General features: G+C 47.7%; 16 protein-coding genes. 3 read left to right on the forward strand and 13 right to left on the reverse strand.

Annotated features, from left to right (window positions below; all coding sequences use genetic code 11):
- Nucleotides 1-471: 471 nt before the first annotated feature.
- Nucleotides 472-1797 carry an aminotransferase class V-fold PLP-dependent enzyme gene (locus tag Q0438_RS04610; RefSeq protein ID WP_299187892.1) on the forward strand — a complete coding sequence of 442 codons (1326 nt, stop codon included), beginning with the start codon at nt 472-474 and terminating at the stop codon, nt 1795-1797.
- 517 nt (nt 1798-2314) lie between these two features.
- Here Q0438_RS04610 and tupC read toward each other — a convergent pair.
- Complete coding sequence (gene tupC / locus Q0438_RS04615; RefSeq protein WP_299187894.1) at nt 2315-3619, reverse strand: tungstate ABC transporter ATP-binding protein TupC; 1305 nt, start codon at nt 3617-3619, stop codon at nt 2315-2317.
- Nucleotides 3616-4308 carry a tungstate ABC transporter permease TupB gene (tupB, locus tag Q0438_RS04620; RefSeq protein ID WP_297964395.1) on the reverse strand — a complete coding sequence of 231 codons (693 nt, stop codon included), beginning with the start codon at nt 4306-4308 and terminating at the stop codon, nt 3616-3618. Before tupB ends, tupC begins: the two co-directional genes overlap by 4 nt.
- Before the next feature lie 84 nt (nt 4309-4392).
- Between tupB and tupA the strand changes: the two genes are divergently transcribed.
- The gene (gene tupA / locus Q0438_RS04625; RefSeq protein ID WP_299187897.1) at nt 4393-5211 is read left to right on the forward strand and encodes a tungstate ABC transporter substrate-binding protein TupA; all 819 of its coding nucleotides are present in this window, start codon (nt 4393-4395) and stop codon (nt 5209-5211) included.
- Nucleotides 5212-5548: 337 nt separating this feature from the next.
- Here the strand turns inward: tupA and Q0438_RS04630 are convergent, their stop codons facing one another.
- From Q0438_RS04630 to Q0438_RS04680, 11 genes are all read right to left on the reverse strand, one after another.
- On the reverse strand, nt 5549-5674 hold the full coding sequence (locus Q0438_RS04630; RefSeq protein ID WP_299187899.1) for a hypothetical protein: 126 nt from the start codon (nt 5672-5674) through the stop codon (nt 5549-5551).
- A gap of 25 nt (nt 5675-5699) precedes the next feature.
- Nucleotides 5700-5888 carry a hypothetical protein gene (locus tag Q0438_RS04635; protein WP_299187901.1) on the reverse strand — a complete coding sequence of 63 codons (189 nt, stop codon included), beginning with the start codon at nt 5886-5888 and terminating at the stop codon, nt 5700-5702.
- A 203-nt stretch (nt 5889-6091) separates the two neighbouring features.
- A complete protein-coding gene (locus Q0438_RS04640) occupies nt 6092-6427 on the reverse strand; it encodes a chaperone NapD (RefSeq protein WP_299187903.1) in 336 nt (111 codons plus the stop codon).
- Nucleotides 6424-7587 carry a hypothetical protein gene (locus Q0438_RS04645; protein ID WP_299187905.1) on the reverse strand — a complete coding sequence of 388 codons (1164 nt, stop codon included), beginning with the start codon at nt 7585-7587 and terminating at the stop codon, nt 6424-6426. The genes Q0438_RS04640 and Q0438_RS04645 overlap by 4 nt, the downstream gene beginning before the upstream one ends.
- A 9-nt stretch (nt 7588-7596) precedes the next feature.
- On the reverse strand, nt 7597-8130 hold the full coding sequence (locus Q0438_RS04650; RefSeq protein WP_299187907.1) for a nitrate reductase cytochrome c-type subunit: 534 nt from the start codon (nt 8128-8130) through the stop codon (nt 7597-7599).
- Complete coding sequence (napH, locus tag Q0438_RS04655) at nt 8127-8936, reverse strand: quinol dehydrogenase ferredoxin subunit NapH (protein ID WP_299187910.1); 810 nt, start codon at nt 8934-8936, stop codon at nt 8127-8129. Before napH ends, Q0438_RS04650 begins: the two co-directional genes overlap by 4 nt.
- Nucleotides 8933-9691: a ferredoxin-type protein NapG gene (napG, locus tag Q0438_RS04660; protein ID WP_299187913.1), complete on the reverse strand. Its 759-nt coding sequence runs from the start codon at nt 9689-9691 to the stop codon at nt 8933-8935. The genes napH and napG overlap by 4 nt, the downstream gene beginning before the upstream one ends.
- Before the next feature lie 3 nt (nt 9692-9694).
- Nucleotides 9695-12478, reverse strand: coding sequence for a nitrate reductase catalytic subunit NapA (gene napA, locus Q0438_RS04665; RefSeq protein ID WP_299187916.1), 2784 nt, complete (start codon nt 12476-12478; stop codon nt 9695-9697).
- A 359-nt stretch (nt 12479-12837) separates the two neighbouring features.
- A complete protein-coding gene (gene dnaK / locus Q0438_RS04670; protein WP_299187918.1) occupies nt 12838-14715 on the reverse strand; it encodes a molecular chaperone DnaK in 1878 nt (625 codons plus the stop codon).
- Between the two features lie 44 nt (nt 14716-14759).
- Entirely contained in the window at nt 14760-15335 is a 576-nt protein-coding gene (locus Q0438_RS04675; protein WP_299187921.1) for a nucleotide exchange factor GrpE, read from the reverse strand.
- Nucleotides 15332-16120, reverse strand: a complete 789-nt coding sequence (locus Q0438_RS04680) for an HrcA family transcriptional regulator (protein WP_299187924.1) — start codon at nt 16118-16120, stop codon at nt 15332-15334. The genes Q0438_RS04675 and Q0438_RS04680 overlap by 4 nt, the downstream gene beginning before the upstream one ends.
- A 645-nt stretch (nt 16121-16765) precedes the next feature.
- On the opposite strand from Q0438_RS04680, the gene Q0438_RS04685 reads away from it, so the two are divergent.
- Nucleotides 16766-20252 (forward strand): hypothetical protein (locus Q0438_RS04685; RefSeq protein WP_299187926.1); only part of this gene is annotated, 3487 nt, incomplete at its 3' end.

A 20252-nucleotide genomic window follows, 5' to 3' on the forward strand; every position in this document is an offset into this window, starting at 1 on the left:
ACGACAAAGGCTGCTCGCTCGCCTGCGCAATTATGAGTTTGTGGGCGATCTGCGCTTTTAAGGAGAGCTTGCAGAATTTTAGAAATTTAGAAATTTGCAAAATTTTACGGAGCCGAATTTTTAGAATTTGGCATAGTGGAATTTTGTCGGCTGCATAGAATTTGGCGGTCTGAATTTTACTGCGCGGAGCTTTTAAATTTACGTATCGCAGCGCAATCGTAATAAAAGTCGTAGTAGATTATTTTATAAAATTTCATTGCGTTAAATTTTATATCTGGCGGCATTCATCCGCTAGAATTTGCTCGCCAAATTTTATTATGCAAAATCCATTCTAATGGGATTTTGCAATTAGATTTATCCGCCGCGCCGCGTTATTTTACGAGTGCCAGCTAAGGCACAAATTATCCACAAAAGCCTTAAATTAATCCAAATTTCACTATAATTAATCACCTAAATTTTTAAAGGCCGCAAATGCTAAGCTTAGACGAAATTCGAAAAAATATCATCCTAAAACAAGGCGTGCACTATTTTGATTTCGCGGCTTCGGGACTTGCTTACGAGCCCGTAGAGCGAGAGATAGGCGAAATTTTAAAAACCTACGCCAACACCCACTCCGACAGTAGCTCCAGCGCCATCATCACGCAGCGGCGCTACGAGGGCGCGCGAGAGAGCCTAAAAAAGCTACTTGGACTTGACGAGCGGTTTTGTCTCATTGCTTGCGGACAGGGCGCAACGGCCGCAATCAAGAAATTTCAGGAGCTGCTCGGCATCTACCTGCCGCCTGCGACTAGAAGCGCGATCGGCGAGGCGAATTTACGCGCTGCGCAGCTTCCGCTCGTGCTCGTTTCACCATATGAGCACCATTCAAACGAGCTTAGCTTCCGCGAGGGGCTTTGCGACTACCTGCGCGTGCCGCTTAGCGAGGGCGGCGAGATCGATCTGATTGCGCTTGAGCGCATCCTAAAGCTAAACGCAGCACGCCGCATCATCGGCTCGTTTAGCGCCGCCTCAAACGTCACGGGCGTCATTAGCGACTACAAAAAAATCAGCGAGCTAATCAGAGCCGCGGGCGGCATCGTCGCCTTTGACTGCGCGGCGCTGAGCTCTCACGCAAATTTAGATTGCGACTACTTCGACGCGATTTTTCTCTCGCCGCATAAGTTGCTCGGAGGGCCTGCTAGCTGCGGGCTTTTGGCGATCAAAAAGGAGCTGCTTAACAGCGATGTGCCGACATTTGCCGCGGGCGGGACGGTTGCATACGCTAGCCGCGAAGGGCACGTTTTTTTAAAAAATCCCGAGCAGCTAGAGGAGGGCGGTACGCCGCCTATCATCGGTCTCATGCGGGCAAATTTAGCCTACACTCTGCGAAACGAGGTCGGTTTTGAGAGAATAAAAAGCGCCGAGGACGAGCTCGCGCGGCTTTTTGAGAGCGAGCTAGCAGGCATTGACGAGATCGTAAACTACGCTCCAAAGGGCGCGCCGCGGCTGCCGATAATTTCGTTTAACGTGCGCGGCGTCTCGGCGTATGATTTCGCCGCGAGCCTTAGCAACGACTTCGGTATCCAGACGCGCGCGGGCGTGATGTGCGCGGGGCCGTACGCTCACGATCTGCTGGGTATCAAGGAGGGGCGCATGCCAGAAAGTAAGCCCGGCTTCGTGCGCGTGAGCCTGCACTACACGCACACCGAGCAGGATGTGCGCTATCTCGTGGACGCGATAAAATCCTGCATCAAAAAGCACCGCGAGCTTTGGGGCGAGGAAAAGGCGATGTACGAGATGTTTGGCGGGAAAATTTAAGCGGCGTGAGTTAGGGCTTTGCCGCTTTCTTGAGCTCTAGTGAAATTTTATAAAATCCCGCACCGTTTTTAAAATTTATCGAAATTCCGTGCCGTATTTTTAGAATTTTACGCGAGTTTTACGCCATAGAATTCTTACTATCGTTCCGCCTTTGCACTGCAGATGAAATAAACGGCATGCTCTGCGGAGAATTCCGCCTATAAATTTGCAGGCAAATTCCGCAGAGTTAAAATTTAGAATTTTAAATTGTGGAATTTCAAAATCCCGCTAGCCGTATTCGCGGCTAAATTTTAAAATTTTTTAGCAATGGAATTTTAAAATTCCGCGCTGCGCAGCTCGGTAGAATTTGCGTCTATAAATTTCAAAATTTCAAGGCGCAAATTTTTGCGCTCTGTTTCGCCGGGCACGCCGCGCTAGATGGTTCGCAGTGAAAATTTGAGGCAGAAATGAAATTTATTGGTGCCGCGCGAATAAAAATTCTAAAGCAAAATAAAGCTTATCCGTACTTCGCGCAGAATTACTCCAGCCCCAAAAACGCGCCGTCTTCAAATCCGAAATAGATCCTCTCGCCCGCGCTCCAGCGCCGCTCATCCTGCGCCGTGACGCATTTTAGCAACAGATCGCCTGCTTTGATCTTGATGAGTAGTGAGGAGCTGTACTGAAGCGAAACCGAGTGCAAAATCCCCGCGAAGCAACGCTCAAACGGGCTTTTGGATAATGAAATTTTACTCGGATTTATCGCGATTTTGCGAGCGCGTGCGAGCCCCTCTTCAAGGCGCAACGAAATTTCGTCCGAAAATTTTAAAATCCCGTTTTGCACGTCAAAGATATTTTTGTATTCAAACTCGCATATCTTGCCGCGATGCAGAAATACGCTTCTTTGCGCGATCGCGCTGAGCCATTTCTCGTCGTGGCTGGCGATGATAAAGCCGCAGCCGTAGCGGCTTCGCATAAATAAAATCGCGCGCGCAAAGAGCTTGGAGGCGGCAAGATCGAGGCTGTTGGTCGGCTCGTCGAGCAGATAGAGCTTCGCGCGCTGCGCCAGAGCGAGCGCAAATGCGATGCGCTGCGTCTGCCCCGAGCTAAGCTCGAAATGCTTCTTTGATAAAAAACTTCTATCAAGCCCCGTTAGAGCGAGCGCCTCATCCACCCGCTCGTCAAATTCCGCAAGCGCGCCGCGACTTTTGAGCGCAAATTTAAAATTTTGCTCCACGCTGCGTTTTAAAAGCACGGGCTCGGGCAGTAGCAAGCAGGTCTGCCGCAGCGTCTGCAAAGAGGGCGCCTGCTGCCCCCAAAGCTCCACGCTGCCGCCGCTTGGACGCTGCAAAAAGGATAAAATCCGCAGTAGCGTGGATTTGCCGCTGCCGTTGGAGCCCAAAAGCGCTGTGATGCCGCTCGTATTTAGATCGAGGCTAGGGATATTTAGAATTTCGCTCCGTCCGTAGCGCAGCACTAGATCTCGCACCGAGATCAGCTCGCTATTAGGTACAGCTCGCGCGGCGGCGGAATTCTCATTTGCAAAATTCTTTCTCGCAGAATTCTCACTCGCGAAATTCTCGCTCTTGGAATTTTTATCCGCGGAATTTGCGCTAATGGAATTCTCGGTCGCAGAATTTACACTCGTAGAATTTCCCGCAGTGAAATTTTTACTCGTAGAATTCTCGGCAGCGAAATTTACGCGCGTAGAATTTATGTCCGTAGAATTCTCGGGGGCGGAATTTGCGTCCGTTAAATTTTCGCTCATAAAATTTTCGCGCTCCCGCTCCGCCCGGTTTTTGTCCGTGAAATTTTTGCTCGGATGCGTTAGCTTATCTACACTCATCGATCCAGCCTTTTTAGCGCATGGATGGCTAAATTTACCGCAAACGCTATTAAAATCAGCACCAGTGCGAGCGCTATACCCATCGCAAACTCGCCCTTGTTGGTCTCAAGCGAGATCGCCGTGGTGATCGTGCGGGTGAAATATTTGATATTGCCGCCGATCATCATCGCTACGCCCACCTCTGCGACGATCCGCCCATAAGCGGTGGCGATGACGACGAGTAGGGCGTAGCGCAGCTCGTAAAGCACGCAAAGGATTAAATTTAGCGGGCTTAGGCGGTAGTTCATAATGTTTAGATAGTGCTTTTTGTCCATATTTTCGATGACGCTGGCGCTTAGCGAGACGATGATGGGAAGCGCCAGCGCAAACTGCCCGAGCATTACCGCTTTGAGCGTAAAAAGCAGCCCCAGCTCGCCAAAAGGGCCGTTTCTGGAGATGAAAGCGTAAAGGATCAGTCCTATCGCTACCGTGGGCATCGCAAGCGCTACGTCGCTTAAAAGCCTAAGCGTTCTGCGAGCGCGAAATTCGTAAAATCCGAGGATAAATCCTATCGGAAAGCCGATTAAAATCGCAAAAAGTATCGAGATGCTCGAAGTATAAAGCGTCGCCTTAATCGCCGAAAAGGTCTCCGCATCGCCGCTAAAAAGCAACCCGAATGCGCTTAAAATTCCTTCTAAAATAAAGTCCAAGATCACGTCCTAAATGTTCTATTTTGGCATATTTATAAACCAAATTTATATGCTATAATAGCATATTTTTTAAAGGAGATAATCATGAAAAAAATATTTTTTGTTTCGCTCTCTCTTAGCGCGAGCCTTTTTGCCGCCGATAACGATTTGGTGATGGCAACTACAACGAGCACCGATAATACGGGCTTGCTAGACGCGATCTATCCTGCGTATAAGGCGGAAACCGGCGTCGATATTAAATGGACGGCGGTAGGCACAGGTGCTGCTCTAAAGCTTGGCGAGAACTGCGATGCGGACATACTTTTCGTGCATTCGCCGAAGGTCGAGAAAGAATTTGTAGAAAAAGGCTTCGGTGTTGATCGCACGCCCGTTATGTATAACGATTTTATCCTCATCGCCGATAAATCGATCGCGCCTAAATTTAAAGGCAAGGACCTTAAAGGCTCGTTTGAGCTAATCAAGGCTGAGAAGATTAAATTTTTCTCTCGCGGCGACAAATCTGGCACCGATAATAAAGAGAAAGGAATTTGGAAAAAAGTCGATGGCGCCGTGCCTGAAAGCGAGGCATGGTATAACCAAACCGGTCAAGGTATGATCGCTACGATCAACGCAGCCGCCGAGCAAAAGGGCGTGACCTTCACCGATCGCGGCACTTACATCAAATACGAGGATAATAAAAAGGGAAATCCAGATATGGTTATCATCAACGAAGGCGATAACGATCTGAAGAATTTTTACTCCGTAATCGCGGTCAATCCGAAGCACTGCCCAAAAGCCGACTACGAAAATGCGCAGCGCTTCATCAAATGGATCACTAGCGAGAAGGGGCAGAAGTTCGTAGGCGATTTCAAGCTGCTAAATAAGCCGCTTTTCACCCCTGATGCGAATACTCGCAAGAACTAATCTTAGTTCAAATGCGAGCTAGGCTTTAAATTTAAAGGCAAATTTAATTTCAGCGTGCCGCTCGCGCTCTTTGGTAGCTTTAAAACAAAGATCGCCGGCGCCCGTGCGGTTGTTTTGGGTCACGTCATGCGGCGGTGCAGATATTTTTAGCTGTACCGCGCGGCGCGCCGGAATTTTATAGATTAGAGTCTAAATTTAAAGCAGTGGATATAAAGGAAGGAATTTTAACTTTAGCTTAGCGGGCAATGCCCCGCAACTCAATATCCGCTTCCGCTACCTTCTCCTTGAGAGTTAAAATTTATCTTGTTTTTTTGATTCTTTAAATTTTGGTATTGATTTAATAAAATCCCGTATTCATATCCAAAAATCCATAATTATAAGTTTCCATCCTATTCAAAACAGCTAAATTTTTATCGTTCTTTGCGATGAGGTCTAAGCTTATATCTCCGTAAATCTTCTTCATCTTTATCGAATCTATTTGCGGATAGTTATCTAAGTAGTGAAGCTTTTTTTAGGTAATCTTTTAAATTTAGCTCTACAAGTTCTCTTTGCGTCAGGTTTTTATCGCTAAAATCAAGCGCTTCTAAGATTGCCAAAATTCTATATGCGGGCAGCAAGGCGATAAATATGCAAACCCAAATCAGAAAAACTATGATACAAAGGTATTTCAGGCGCAAATTTACCCCCTTCGGATAGATTGCGCTATATTTTTATATAATGCAAGCTTATCGAGCCCATAATTCGCAGCGTGCTTGCGATAAAGCGGCTTGCTGCAAAAATTCTAAACTTGCTTGCGCGGTTAAATTTGGCGGTAAAATTTTAAATTTCAAAATTTGCGTTTGATAGTAAAATTTAAAATTTTAAAATTTGCGGCGGCGGTTTAGACTCGCACTTTGCCGCCGTATTTGATATGGCTCGGGTCTTTTTCGTCCAGCTCGCGCATTATCTGCTCGCCGTTGTCGGAGTTTGCCGCGGCGATATCTGCGTCCAGATCGGAGTAAGAATAGATCATCATCGCCTCGCTTACGCCCTTTATAGCCTCTATCGCGCGAAATGCGGCGATCTCGTCATCGAAGCTCTCCGCGCTAATCGTGGCGACCGCCTTGCCGTTCTCGCACGCTACGAATTCGCAGCCACCGATGCTTTGTAGCTCCTTGCGAAACTCTGCTATATCGGTATCTGCGCCTAGATAGATCACGACGCTTGAAATATTCATTTTAACTCCCAAAAGTAGATATATCTATTGTACCCAGAGCCCACGAGATACTCTCCTGCGAAAAGCAGATAGTTGATGATGTCGTTATCCAGCTCGATGCTGCGGACGATCTCGCCTGCTTTATCGATTACGCGCACGCCGTTATTGACGGTAAAAGCACCCAGCTCGGGGCTTAGCGCCACGGCAAAAACTGCAAAACGGGCGTTATAAAATTTAGCGAAATCGCCGTTTTCGTAGTAACACGATCTTTCTTTGTCGTTCGAGCCGCTCATCATACGATCGCCAAGCAGCGCCACGGAGTAGATCCCGTCCTTGTGCAGGGACTTTTGGCTCATAAGTTTTTTCGCTTTCGCGTCGAAATAAAATACGATGCCGCCCTCGCACGAGATTAGTAGCGTTCCGCCGGCGCGGTCGTAAGCGCTACCACCCAAAGACGCGATGGTGAGCTTTTGCTCAAAGCTTACCTTGCCGCTAGACAGGTCGAAGTATAAAATTTCGCTACCAAGACCTAGCAAAATCACGGTGTTTTCGTCGTAGAAATAGACGTTTTTGATCCCCGTCATCGGCAATTTATAGTGCGTAATATTGCCGCCTGCAAACACGCCCAGCATCTTTTCAAACGCGTCGCCGTTATATAAAAATGCGTATTTTTCGCCTAGTTTATCGACATCGAATATGGTAGCGCCCATCGGCTCGTCTAGGTAATTTTTGGACGAGGGCAGGGCGAAAATTAGCGTTTTGGATATTGCGTCTGACGCGGAATTCCGGGCGGAATTTAATGCCGTAGAATTTTCGGCAGAATTTTGCGCCGTGGAATTTGCCGCTGCGGAATTTACGCTCGCTTTCGCATTAAAATTCTGCGCCGCATCGGAATTTATGCTTGCGCTTGCCGCGGAATTTCGATCTGCGAAATTTTGTCCGGCAGCGGAATTTCGCGTGGAATTTTCCGCGGAGCTAATGGTGATTTTATAGAGCTTGCCGTCGTCGAGCCCTGCGTAAATTTCGCCGTCTAGACTTTTTAGCACCGCGACGTTTGCGCCTATGTCGAGTCTGAAGCCAGCTTCCGTCGGCGTATCTATGCCCGCAGCGCCGCTAGGTGCCGCGATACCGTTACCGGCATAGATGAAGCAGGCGCAAAGTAGCAGCGGTAAAAATTTCATCGCGGCTCCTTACTCGGCCTCGGCGCCTTGATTTAGCGTATCTATGAGATTAGAAGTGGAATTTGCGTCGCTAAACCTGCTAAAATCGGCCTTGAAGTTGTTTTTCACGAGCGGATCGGTTTGGGCTTGCGGTACGTGGCACTGCGTGCAGTTAAAGCGCTGCTCGGCTAGCGTGCCGTTTAGATCCGCGCCCGTGCGGAAGTCCACCAGGTGGCTTTTTGGTATCGGCGTAGAGCCTACATCCTTGGCAAACTCGGGCATATGGCAGGTTACGCACATATTGTTATCCTTTGTGATCGGCACTAGCCCGTCTAGGCTGTGCGGTATGAGCGGCGGAGCGTTTTCAAAGCTGCGCTCGATTTTCGAAGCGGCGCCTGGAGCGTCCTCGCTATATTTGAAATCGGGCAGGGAATTTTTATTTTGCACCGATTCGTCCACGCTTTTTATAAAGCCCAAGCTGTCGGCGTCTATAGATGCCGTCTTGTCCGCGGCAAATAGCGCCGCACAGCATGCAAGAGCCAAGCCTAAAACCATTTTTTTCATTTTTTCACTCCTAATATACTAAAATTTAACGCATCGTCGTCGCATACGTCGATGCAGCGCCCGCAGCTGATACACTCGCTGCTAACGCGCCCGTTTTCGCGCCCGACCATCTTAAGTACCTGCACTTCGGGGCAGACCATTTTGCATTTGCCGCACATCGTGCATTTATCGACCTCGTGGCGAATGCGAATGACGCTAAAATAGCTAAGCGCCGCCCAAAATCCGCCGAGCGGGCATAGCCGCGAGCAGATCGTGCGATCGCCTGCAAAAATTTCAAAAACCACGATCAGTAGCGCGATTGCAAACGCACTAGCACTCAGCGCTATGACGGCGCGCGCGAAAAGCGAGATAAAATTTATGCTCTCAAACGCCGCAAAGCCGAAAGCTCCGCTGCAAACAAGCGCTAGCACCGCTAGGACGTAGCGAGCTTTGCGATTTACGTTTAAAAATTTGGTGTGCACGCCAAATTTTTTACGAAGCCACGCGGCAAGATCGGTTAGTAAATTTATCGGGCAGACCCACGAGCAATATACTCGCGGCGCTATGAGCGCATAAAATGCTCCTACGATAAGCGCTCCGATAACCGCCGTAGCGCCTAAAGAAAAGCTAGCTAACAGCATCTGCGCCGTCGCAAACGGATCGCTTAGATTAATCGTGCCGAAAAGTTTCGACGAGCTTAGATTGCCCTTTAGAATTCCTGATAAAATTCCGTTTTCGCTCGCGGCTTTGAAGGCGAAATTATTTCCTAAAATAAAAAGGACTAGAATAGAAATTTGGCTCAAACGCCTTAAAATAGTGTATTTCATTGCCTAGTCCCCTCCATTAGATCGTCCTCGTTTAAGTAATCCTTACTCTTTTGCGGATCGAGCTTGATTTTGGTGTCTGCGTCCTTTAGCTTCGCGTCGTCGCCCTTGATCCAGCCTTTGACGTAGTTGTCGCTGGAAATTCCTATGACGCGCTCGCGCTCCACGACGCTGATAGCCGCCTTTTTCGTGACGCAGGCATGCTCACATTTACCGCAACCCGTGCAGTAGTCGCTATCTACGACGGGCACGAGCAGGGCGTGCTTTTCAGTGCGGTTGTTGTGACGGTAATCGATCCTGAGCGCCTTATCCATCACGGGGCAGCTTCGCACGCACGCATCGCATTGGATACCCGCATAAGCGATGCAATGCTCGGTATCTATGACCGCAACGCCCATTTTGGATAGACGCACGTTAAGCTTAGAGTTTTCGCTCACTAAGCCTTTATCTAGCGCGTCGCTAGGACAGGCTGCGACGCAAGGTATATCGTCGCACATATAGCACGGAATTTCGCGCGGGATAAAAAACGGCGTGCCGTTTGCAATAGCGTGATCGCAAAAGCTCGCAAGCTTAAGCGTATCAAATGGGCACGCCTCGACACAAAGTCCGCACCTTAGGCATTTGCTAAGAAATTCTTTCTCGCTTATAGCTCCGGGCGGGCGGAGTTTGGCGTGCTCGCTAGAGTTTGCGACTCCGAGCCCCAGAACGCCTACGCCCGCAGCTAAAGAAAGAATGCCTAAGACCTCACGCCTATCCATAATTTACGCCTTGTAAATTTTAACCGCGCATTTTTTGTAGTCGGTCTCTTTTGAAAGCGGACAGGTATGATCGAGCGTGACGCGGTTGATATAAACCTTCTCGTCAAAAAACGGCACGAAAATAAGTCCCTTCGGCGGAACATTACGTCCGTGAAAGTCCACGCGCGCTTTGACTTTGCCGCGGCGCGACTCGATCCAGACGATTTCGTTTTGTTGTACGCCGATTTTGGCGCCGTCGGCTTCGTTCATATAGCATCTTGCTTCCGGTACGGCGCGATAAAGCTCCGGCACGCGCATAGTCATAGTGCCCGTATGCCAGTGCTCCAGCACACGACCCGTACATAACCAGAAAGGATATTCCTCGCTTGGAACTTCTACAGGATCCATATATGGACGGAAGAAAATTTTAGCTTTATTGGCAAGGCTTGTTTTTTCTTCGCCTGAAGTAGCGGATTTCAGATCGCCGCTAGGAAGCGCAGCTTTTGCGTTACCGTAGAAGGCAAAATCGCTATCCGGAGCCGCTTTTTTGGCATAAGGATCGTATTGGGCGTTAAAGCGCCAAAGCGTTTCTTTGCCGTCTACGACCGGCCACCTAAGACCGCGCACTCGGTGATATGTATCGAAATCGGCTAGGTCGTGTCCGTGACCGGTGCCGAATTTTCGGTATTCTTCCCAGAGATATTTTTGGACGAAAAAGCCGTAGCCTTTAAATTCTTTGCCGTCGCTGCCGATTACGCCGCGGGAGTCGCCGCTTACTTCTGAGTTGTCGAAATTTGCCATAATCGGATCTTTTGCCGCGAAAGCCATAGCGTCTTTGTTCGCAAAAAGCACCTCAAATAGCGTGCTTTCAGGGGTATAGCCGAATTCCGAAATTTTATCTAATACGTTTGGAAGCGTAAGTTTATCATTTACCTTTGTCTCGCCCCAGAAATCCTTGAGTTTGAAGCGCTTGGAAAACTCTAGCATCTGCCACGTATCGCTCATCGCATCGCCCACCGGAAGGACCTGCTGTCTCCACCACTGAGTTCTGCGCTCGGCATTGCCGTATGCGCCCCATTTTTCGTAGATCATTGCGGTTGGTAGGATTAGATCGGCTACCTTCGCGCTTAGCCCCGGATATGGCTCGCTTACTACGATGAAGTTGTCCATCTCGCGCGCCGCGGCGATCCAGTGGTTTGCGTTGGCGATCTGCTGCCACGGATTATTGACCTGTACCCATATCCATTTTATTTTGCCGTCTTCAAGATTGCGCAGAGCCTGTATATAGTGCGCGCCGGGCTTTGGATTTATCGTGCCCTCGGGGAGTTTCCAAATTTTTTCGGAAACCTTTCTGTGAGCGGGATTTGCTACGACCAGATCGGCAGGTAGGCGGTGAGAAAACGTGCCTACCTCTCTAGCCGTGCCGCAAGCGCTAGGCTGACCGGTAAGCGAAAACGCTCCGCAACCAGGTTTGGCTTGCTTGCCGAGAAGGAAATGCACCATGTAGCTTTGCTCATTGACCCAAGTTCCTCTTGAGTGCTGATTAAAGCCCATCGTCCAAAAGCTTACTACTTTGCGATCTTTTTCTATATAAAAATCGGCGAGCTGCTTTAGTTTGGTTTTGAATGCTTCTAAATCCTCGCTTTCATCGCCCTTAGCCAAAGGCGCTACAAATTCTAACGTGTAGGGCTCCAGCGCTTTTTTAAATTCTTCGAAGCTTATGAGCCAGTGAGCATCCGATTTGTCAGAGTGTTTGTTTTCGAGTATGTCGCCCTCTTTCATACCCAGATATGCTAAGGTAACGCCCTCGGATTTGCTTAAAATTTTGGATTTTTGCTTAGCTGCGGTGTCTAGCTCGGTTTTGCGGTATTTTTTATGATTGATATCTTCTCGTAGGCCATAACCGATATCTACTGGACCGGTAGCGAACACGCAGTGCTCTTTAATAAATTTCTCATCTATCATATCCGGGTGATTGTAGACGATCTCTCTTGCGATGTAGTTCCATATCGCCAAATCGGTATTCGGACGGAATATAATTTCGATATCGGCGATGTTTGAGGTGCGAGTAGTGAAAGTAGATAAATTTATTACTTTTACGCGATCCGGGTGACGAAGCTTATGGTCGGAGACGCGAGACCAAAGGATCGGGTGCATCTCAGCCATATTTGCGCCCCAAGCAATTACGGTATCGGTTAGTTCGATATCGTCGAAAACGCCCGCAGGCTCGTCAATGCCGAAGGTTTGCATAAAGCCTACGACGGCGCTAGCCATGCACTGGCGAGCGTTGGGGTCGATATTATTGGAGCGAAAGCCCGCTTTTACTAACTTTGCCGCGGTATAGCCTTCGGTAATGGTGTACTGACCGCTACCTAACACGGCAAAGCCCTCGGGACCGCCTTCGTTATAGGCGCGCCTGAAATGCTTCTCCATTTCGTCGAACGCTCTTTGCCAGCTGATCTCGATAAATTTTCCCTTTTTGTCGAATTCTCCTTTGGAATTTACGCGTAAAAGAGGCTTGGTAATGCGATCTGCGCCGTACATGATCTTTGCGTTAAAATAGCCTTTGATGCAGTTTAGACCGCGATTTACGGGCGCTAACGGATCGCCTTTGACCGCTACGATTTTGCCGTCTTTGGTGGCTACCATAATGCCGCAGCCGGTGCCGCAGAAGCGACAGGCCGCCTTGTCCCAGCGCCAACCTTTTTCGGCTTCGTCAGCAGCACTAAGACTGCTAGGCAAGCTGATGCCCGCAACGCTACAGGCAGCCGCTGCCGCAGAGCTTTTTATAAAGTCTCGTCTATCCATGAGATTAACCTTTCGTTTAGAATTTAAATTTCTATTAACGTTGGATAATAGCATAAAAAAATGGCCTAGTCTAGATTGAAATTAATAAATTTAAATCGGTATAAAATTATAATTTTTAAATTTTAATCATAAGTATTGAATATCTGGCATTTGGCGCAAATCGTCACCGCTTCTTTTTATATATCAAATTAATATAATATATTTGCAACTGAATAATAAAATTTAAAGTACTAAATTTCGAATGTAAGAAATTTACAAATTTTGAAATTTAAGCAGGAGTGATAAGCTAGGGAATTTAAATGATAGATTTGCTTTTTGTTTAAGATTCGAGCCGATATAAATCGGCTCGAAGTAGGGCGTTATTCGACTTCGGCGTCGATGACGTCGTCGTCTTTTTTGCCGCCGTTTGCACCGCCGCTTTGCGATCCGCCCTGATTTGCGCTGGCGGCCTTGTATAGATCCTCGGCGGCCTTACTTAGGGCTTCTACTTTGGAATTTATCGCTTCTTTGCTCGCGTTTTCATCCTTTAGCACGGCTTTTAGATCGTTTAGCGCGCCCTCGATCTTAGCGCGTAGATCGCCCGGCACCTTCTCGCCCATCTCGCTTAGGCTCTTTTCGGTTTGATGCGCGATACTGTCGGCTTGGTTGCGCGCTTCGACGGTCTCTTTGCGCTTGTTGTCTTCCTCTTTGTGAAGCTCGGCGTCCTTTACCATCTTATCGATCTCGGCATCGCTTAAACCGCTTGAGCCGGTGATGCGGATGTCGGTTGCCTTGCCGGTGGCTTTGTCTTTTGCCGAAACGGTTAAAATTCCGTTCGCGTCGATATTAAATTCCACCTCGATCTGCGGCACGCCGCGAGGAGCGGGCATGATACCTTCAAGATTGAAATTTCCTAGCGATTTGTTGTCCTTTGCAAAATCACGCTCGCCCTGCAAGACGTTGATCGTAACGGCGCTTTGGTTATCCTCTGCAGTCGAGAAGGTTTGAGATTTTTTCGTAGGTATCGTAGTTCCCTTCTCGATGATCTTAGTCATTACGCCGCCTAGAGTTTCGATGCCGAGGCTTAGCGGAGTAACGTCGAGTAGCAGCACATCTTTTACGTCGCCTTTGATGACCGCGCCTTGGATAGCTGCGCCGATCGCTACGACTTCATCAGGGTTTACGCTCTTATTTAGCTCCTTGCCGAAAGCCTTTTTGACCTCCTCTTGCACCAAAGGCACGCGCGTCGAGCCGCCCACCATAACGATCTCTTTAATGTCTTTCATCGTAAGACCCGCGTCGCTGACGACCTTTTTAAGCGTGCTGATAGTTTCGCCTACGAGGCCTTCGATCATACTTTCAAATTTAGCCCTGGTGATGGTTTTCATCAGGTGTTTAGGACCCGTAGCGTCGGCGGTGATGAACGGTAAATTTACCGTCGTTTCCATCGCGCTGCTTAGCTCTTTTTTGGCGTTTTCCGCAGCTTCTTTTAGGCGCTGCATAGCCATGACGTCGCCGCGTAGATCGATGCCGCTTTCGGATTGAAATTCCGCGCTTAAAAAGTCGATCAGCTTGTTATCGAAATCGTCTCCGCCTAAAAACGCATTACCGCCCGTAGATAGAACCTCTACGACGCTATCGCCGGTTTCAAGCACGGTTACGTCGAACGTGCCGCCGCCTAGATCGTAAACCACGATCTTTTCGGATTCTTTTTTATCCAGCCCATACGCAAGCGCCGCCGCGGTCGGCTCGTTGATGATGCGAAGCACGTTTAAGCCCGCGATCGTTCCGGCTTCTTTCGTCGCCTTTCTTTGGCTGTCGTTGAAATACGCAGGCACGGTGATGACCGCATCTACGACGGGCTCGCCCAAAAACGCCTCCGCGTCCTCTTTTAGCTTGATCAGCACCTTGGCTGAAATTTCTTGCGGCGTATAAACCTTGCCCGCGATCTCTACCGCGCACGCGCCATTTCGGTCGATGATCTTATACGGTAGGCGCTTTTTGGCTTCCTGCGCGTTTTTCTCATTCATCATAAGACCCATTATGCGCTTGATCGAGTAGATCGTCTTTTCCGGGTTAGTGACTGCTTGGCGCTTGGCGCTGTCGCCTACTAAAACCTCGCCTTTGTCGGTGAAAGCGACTACCGACGGAGTGGTGTTTTTACCCTCTTTGTTCGGTATGATCTTGCTCTCGCCACGCTCAAATATGCTTACGCACGAGTTTGTCGTTCCTAGGTCGATGCCTATGACTTTTGCCATTTGTTATCCTTTGTGTTGAATTTAAAATTTTAAAATTTGGACGATTATTTCGCCACCACTACCATAGCGGCACGCAAAACGCGCTGCTTATACATATATCCTTTTTGATAGACTTGAACTATATCGCCCGAACTTGCGCCCTCCGCCTCGATCATCGAGATCGCGTTGTGCACGCTAGGATCGAATCCTGCGTCGGTCGCTATCGGCACGATGCCGTATTTCTCAAAAGTCTTCGTAAAAAGACCGAGGCACTGCTTCACGCCGGTTTCGATCTTGTCTGCCAGCTCGTTGCCTTCTACGTCGATTTTGGCAGCCTCTTCTAGCGCGTCGATGATCGGCAGCAGATCCTTTGCAAAGCCCTCGCTAGCGTAGGAAACCGCGCTATCTTTTTCCTTCTCCATACGCTTTTTGAGATTTTCGAAATCTGCGCTGGCGCGGTAAAATTTATCGGTGATCTCGCTTAGCTCGTTTTGAAGCTTTAGTATCTGCGCATCGGTATCGTCGCACGCCTGTGCGTCTTGCGGCTCGCTCGCTTCGGGCGCACACTGCTCGCAAACCTCTTTTTCTTCACTCTCGCACGCCCTGTTTTTCTCGTCGTGCTCTTTAAATTTATGGCTCATGCTACTCCTTTAGCGTAATTAAAAAATTTCTCGTAGTCCTCATAAACGCTGCCTGCGCAGATCATCGTGGCGTCCTTGCCTTCAAATTTTACCGGGCATTTGATCCCCATAAATCCGTGCTCGAAATAGGGCGCGAAGATTAAATTTTTCGTAAAATTTACGGCGATCGAGGGGTTGAGTAAAATTTTAAACCGCTCGTCTTTAAAAATTTTATACGCCACGACCTCGTTACAAAGAAATTCGATTTTAGAATTTTTTAGCTCCCTGATCTTGGTGCTAAGCTCGCGCAGACCGATCTGCATCGAGGCTAGCTCAAGATCGCCGAGCGAGATCCCTATTAAATTTGAAAGGAATTTAAAAATTCTAAGATCGTATTTTAAGATGACCTCGTCGCCGCCAAAAACGAGGATGATAAACCTATCGTCGTGGTTGATGACCTCGCTTAGAGCTTCGTTTTCGGCGCTAAAGATCATACAGTAAATTTCAAAATCCTCTAGCACCGCTTCTAAATTTCGTCCCTCGTCGATTACAATCTCGTCGTCAAAATCAAGCCTGGCGCGCCAGTAATCCTGCATCGCCGCGACCGTCGGAATTCTGCCGCCGCTTACGTGAAGCTGCTTGAGCGCCCCCTCGTCGCTTAGGCGCTTGAAATAAATGCGGATCGTAGATGCCGACATCGCCACGCCCATGCGTTCGCCGAGCTCGGAGGAGCCGATCGGGGTGTTGCTGTCGAGATAGGCTGAAATGATGGATTCCAGGATCAGATCGCGTTTATTCGTTTTCATTTTTAGCACTCTTTCGGTGAGATTGCCAGTATTATACAACATTGAGTGGCAAGATGTCAAGGTTTATACATAAATTTTATAAAATTTTAGCATTCATGCTGTAGGTCTGCTAAAATTTTATCTCCAGCGGCGGCGTTATTGCTACTTTGTTTTCCTGTAATTGCCTGTCGCTGCTCGTCATAGCCTCTATCGCCAGTTTTTTATAAAAACGACCTTTGCCGAATGCCGCGCATTTTATTTTGTAAAATTTCAACCTATATAGTAAAAATTTTACTATTTATAATAAAGTTTTTTTAAAGCACTTACTTAATTCGCGCCTATCGGCTTAAATTTCATATATATTTTCCGCCGTAAAAATCAAAGTAAAATTTCTTTCAAATTTTATATAAAAAGCCCATTGAGCGCGCAAATTTAATCATTTATGGTTTTAAAATTTAAACCGGGTATTTTGTAACTATAATTTTAAATTTAAGCTTAATGGATACAAGAGGGTAAAATTTTATTTAAATTATCAAAGAGGCGCTATTTAGGTGCCGATTTTTAGGCATTATGGTTTTATTAATATAAATTTTTCTAAATTTCTTGTAAATATCTATTTTTAGTGTATAATTAAAAGTTTTTATTTTTTACAAAGGATTATGGATTATGAAAGATATTAAAATACCGATTATTTCCGGTTTGAGTTTGGCAGCATGCTTGGTTCTGGCTCCTTCGCAGGTTTTAGCCGACAAAGCAAAAGCGACGGTAACCGGCGGCGGTAGTGATGGTCGTTTGCATACTCCTGGTGGCAATTTTTTCTCGGGTGGTTATGAAGGCGTTGGTAACGGAGGTGGTTCCAAAAATCATATAGTAACTATCACCGGAGATGCTTCAGGTATTGATATGTCGGGGTACAGTATATACGGTGGCGGTATGGGTCATCCTAGCATTACGCCTACGACATCGGCCGATAGAAATCAGATCACCGTTCAAAACCGCGCTACCGTTACTACCGTAATAGGCGGTGAAGGCATAGGCGCAACAGGCAATACCGTAAACATAATAAATGCAACCGTTAATAGAGTCGTTCTTGGCGGCAACGGCACTTGGGCCGGAAAGCCAGCATATTCGGGAAATGCCGTCGGCAACACCGTAAATATCGAAGGTAATAGCCATATAATCGGCGATAATAACACCGTTGGGAGCTTCGAAGCTATAGTATCAGGAGGCCGTGCTAGATATGGTCACTCCGCAGAAAATAATACAGTAAATATAAAAAGCGCAGCACAAATAGATAAATATAGGATAGAGGGCGCCACCATACACCAAGGCGGCTCCGCGAAAGGCAATGGCGTCAATATCACGGGAGCTGTCGTCTTAAATGCCGATCAAGAAATAGACGGCGCGGTATCGGTATCTCCAAATTTTGCTAGTACGCTAGAGGAGAACTATGTCGTCATAAATAACGCCGGTGCTAAGCTTCGAAATATAACAGGCGCCAATTCTACGAAAAAAGGTATCGATGTTGGGAGCAAGGCTACGGCGATCGGCAACTGGGTAGAGTTAAAAGCGGGACAAGTCGAGTCCACTACAGGCTCATATATGGCTGCCGTATCTAAAAACAATTATTCTAAGATTACCGGCGGAACGGTTATAGGCGATGTACACGGAGGCTTCGGCGGCAACCACGTCGCAACTCCTAATCTTACTCACGTCGCTACGAGCGAGGGCGATCATGCGGAAATACAAGGCGGCGAGATCAGAAGTAGCGCTTACGGCTTCCGCAACGTAAATGGAGAGATAAAAAGTAGTTACGTTGAAATGAGCGGAGGCAAAGTAGCGCAAGATGCTATCGGCGGAAACAGCCTGAACGGCAAAATTTCAAATACCAAAGTAATTCTAAACGGCGGTGAAGTAGGTCGCGACGTCATAGGCGGAAACAGCGTTAACGGCGACGTTACGGGCGCCAGAGTAGAGATCGCAAACGGCGCTACGATGAGCCACGATATCATCGGCGGTAGAAGCGAAAAAGGCAAGGCCGAGGCCAACTGGGTAGTAGCGGATTTAACCGGCAAAAGCGTCTTTCAAGTAATCGGCGGAACTAATAAAATCGGCAGCGGCAGCGGAACGGCAAATAATAACCACGTGCAAGTAACCGGCGGAACGCTAAACGGTCCTGCTCTAGGCGGACGCGGCGAGCGAGGCGTTAGCGGCAATGAATTTTCCACAACCGGAGCGACTATCAACAACCACGTTTCGGGCGGAACTACCTCAAACGGCAGTGCCGTACAAAACGCCTTATCCTTGGTAAATTCTACAGTCAATGGAAATAAAGAGGTAAAAGGCGGTAACGCTATGGCGGGCTCTGCATCAAATAACACTGTAATTTTGCAAGGCTCCACGATAAACGGAGTAGTTTATGGCGCGCAGGCTACCGCTGCGGGCAGCAGTAATAATACGGTAAATTTAACGAATAGCACGGTTACCGGCACGATTTACGGATTATTTGGCAGCGGCAGCGGCAGCGGCAATACTTTGATAAATGCTTCAAACGCCGTTAATCCTAATAAAGCGGGCAATATCGCTAGATTTGACGTTTTAAATTTCTTAAGTATATCAAATGCGAATTCCGATGCAAACAAAGCCGCCCTTCAAATCACGGGCGGAGCTCAAACCGATATCAATAACGCTAAATTTCAACTCGACGGCACCGATTATAATGTAGATACTTATGCGATAGGCGACGGCGAGAAGCGCTATCTGATCCACAATGAAAAGGGATTTACCGGTTTTGACGAAACGCAAACGACTAAGCGCACCGATAACGTATTTACGATCAAAAATGCCACTACCTACTCGATGAATTTAAAAGGTCTGATGAAAGATGATGACGGAAAATCCATCGTAATCCAAGGTAAAAAGAAAACCGACCGCACTATCGCCGGAGCATTCGATAACGGCGAGGTCGGCAAATATAGCGGCCCTGCGGGCGATCCTGTTATCGACGTAGGCGAGGATCCAAACGCGCCGCAGAATTTCGGCGGGCTAGATATCGACACCACCAACGTAACTAACGCTACCGTAAATTTAATCGGCGGTAACGACATCGGAACGATAAAGGGCGATGCTAATGACGTCGTAAACGTCGGTAAAGACGGCAACAATCCGCTAGTGCCGGGCAATATTGCCGCTAAAAATATCGAGGGAGTCGGTAAGTTAAATTTTAACCTCCCTAACAACTACAACGGAAACGATCCTGCACTTAAGCTTACCGGAAGTACTATTACCGATCTTAGCCAAACAGACGTTAATGTAAATACCAATAACCTTGATGATAACAAAGACTATAAGTTAATCAGCAAGGATAACGGTACTATAAACTTTACTGATAGAAGTACCCAAAAAGATCAGGTCTATACCATTACCGATAAAGACCACTACCAATATGACGGCGAAACCTTCCGTAAACAAAACGCAGACAAAGAGCTTGTATATAGAAAGGGCACCATTACAGATGCTTGGATAGATAACGGTTTCGATAGCGGTGAGCTAACCAAGAACCAAGCTAGCAATGCTGCCCAAGCAGGTGCTCATAAGCTATTCGGCAATAAAAATAACACCGTAAACGTATCTCAAAGCGCAGGAGATCTAAACGGTAAGAATATAAGCTCCGGTAGAGCAGATGTCAAAGATAGCGTAACTCCAAATACCGTCTATAACAATAAAACCATAGTTAAGGGCGGAACAAATTTCGGTAACGTAAATGCAGGTTACGGCGATAGCGGAACCCAAGAGGTTCACCACAACGAGCTAAGCTTTGAAGATAGCTCAAAAGGTGCTGTGGTAAACGGAAACATAAGCGCAGGCTACTCCTTAAACGGAAACGTTCATGATAATACCGTAACTACAAACGATACCATAGTTAACGGAAACGCTTACGGCGGTGAAGCGGCAAATGGTAATGCAGATGCTAACGCCATAACTCTAAATGACGGTAAGGTTACCGGCGACGTAAAAGGAGCAAAAGCTAGCGGCTCTGCAACCAATAACAGCGTAAATTTAAAAGGTACTGCTAGAGTTGACGGTAACGTCTACGCTGCAGATGCAAGCAGCGGTAGCAACAATAGCGTAAATTTCCATAGCGGAAGCGTAG

It is taken from the genome of uncultured Campylobacter sp. (genome assembly GCF_938030785.1).
In the GTDB taxonomy this organism is placed as follows: Bacteria; Campylobacterota; Campylobacteria; order Campylobacterales; family Campylobacteraceae; genus Campylobacter_B.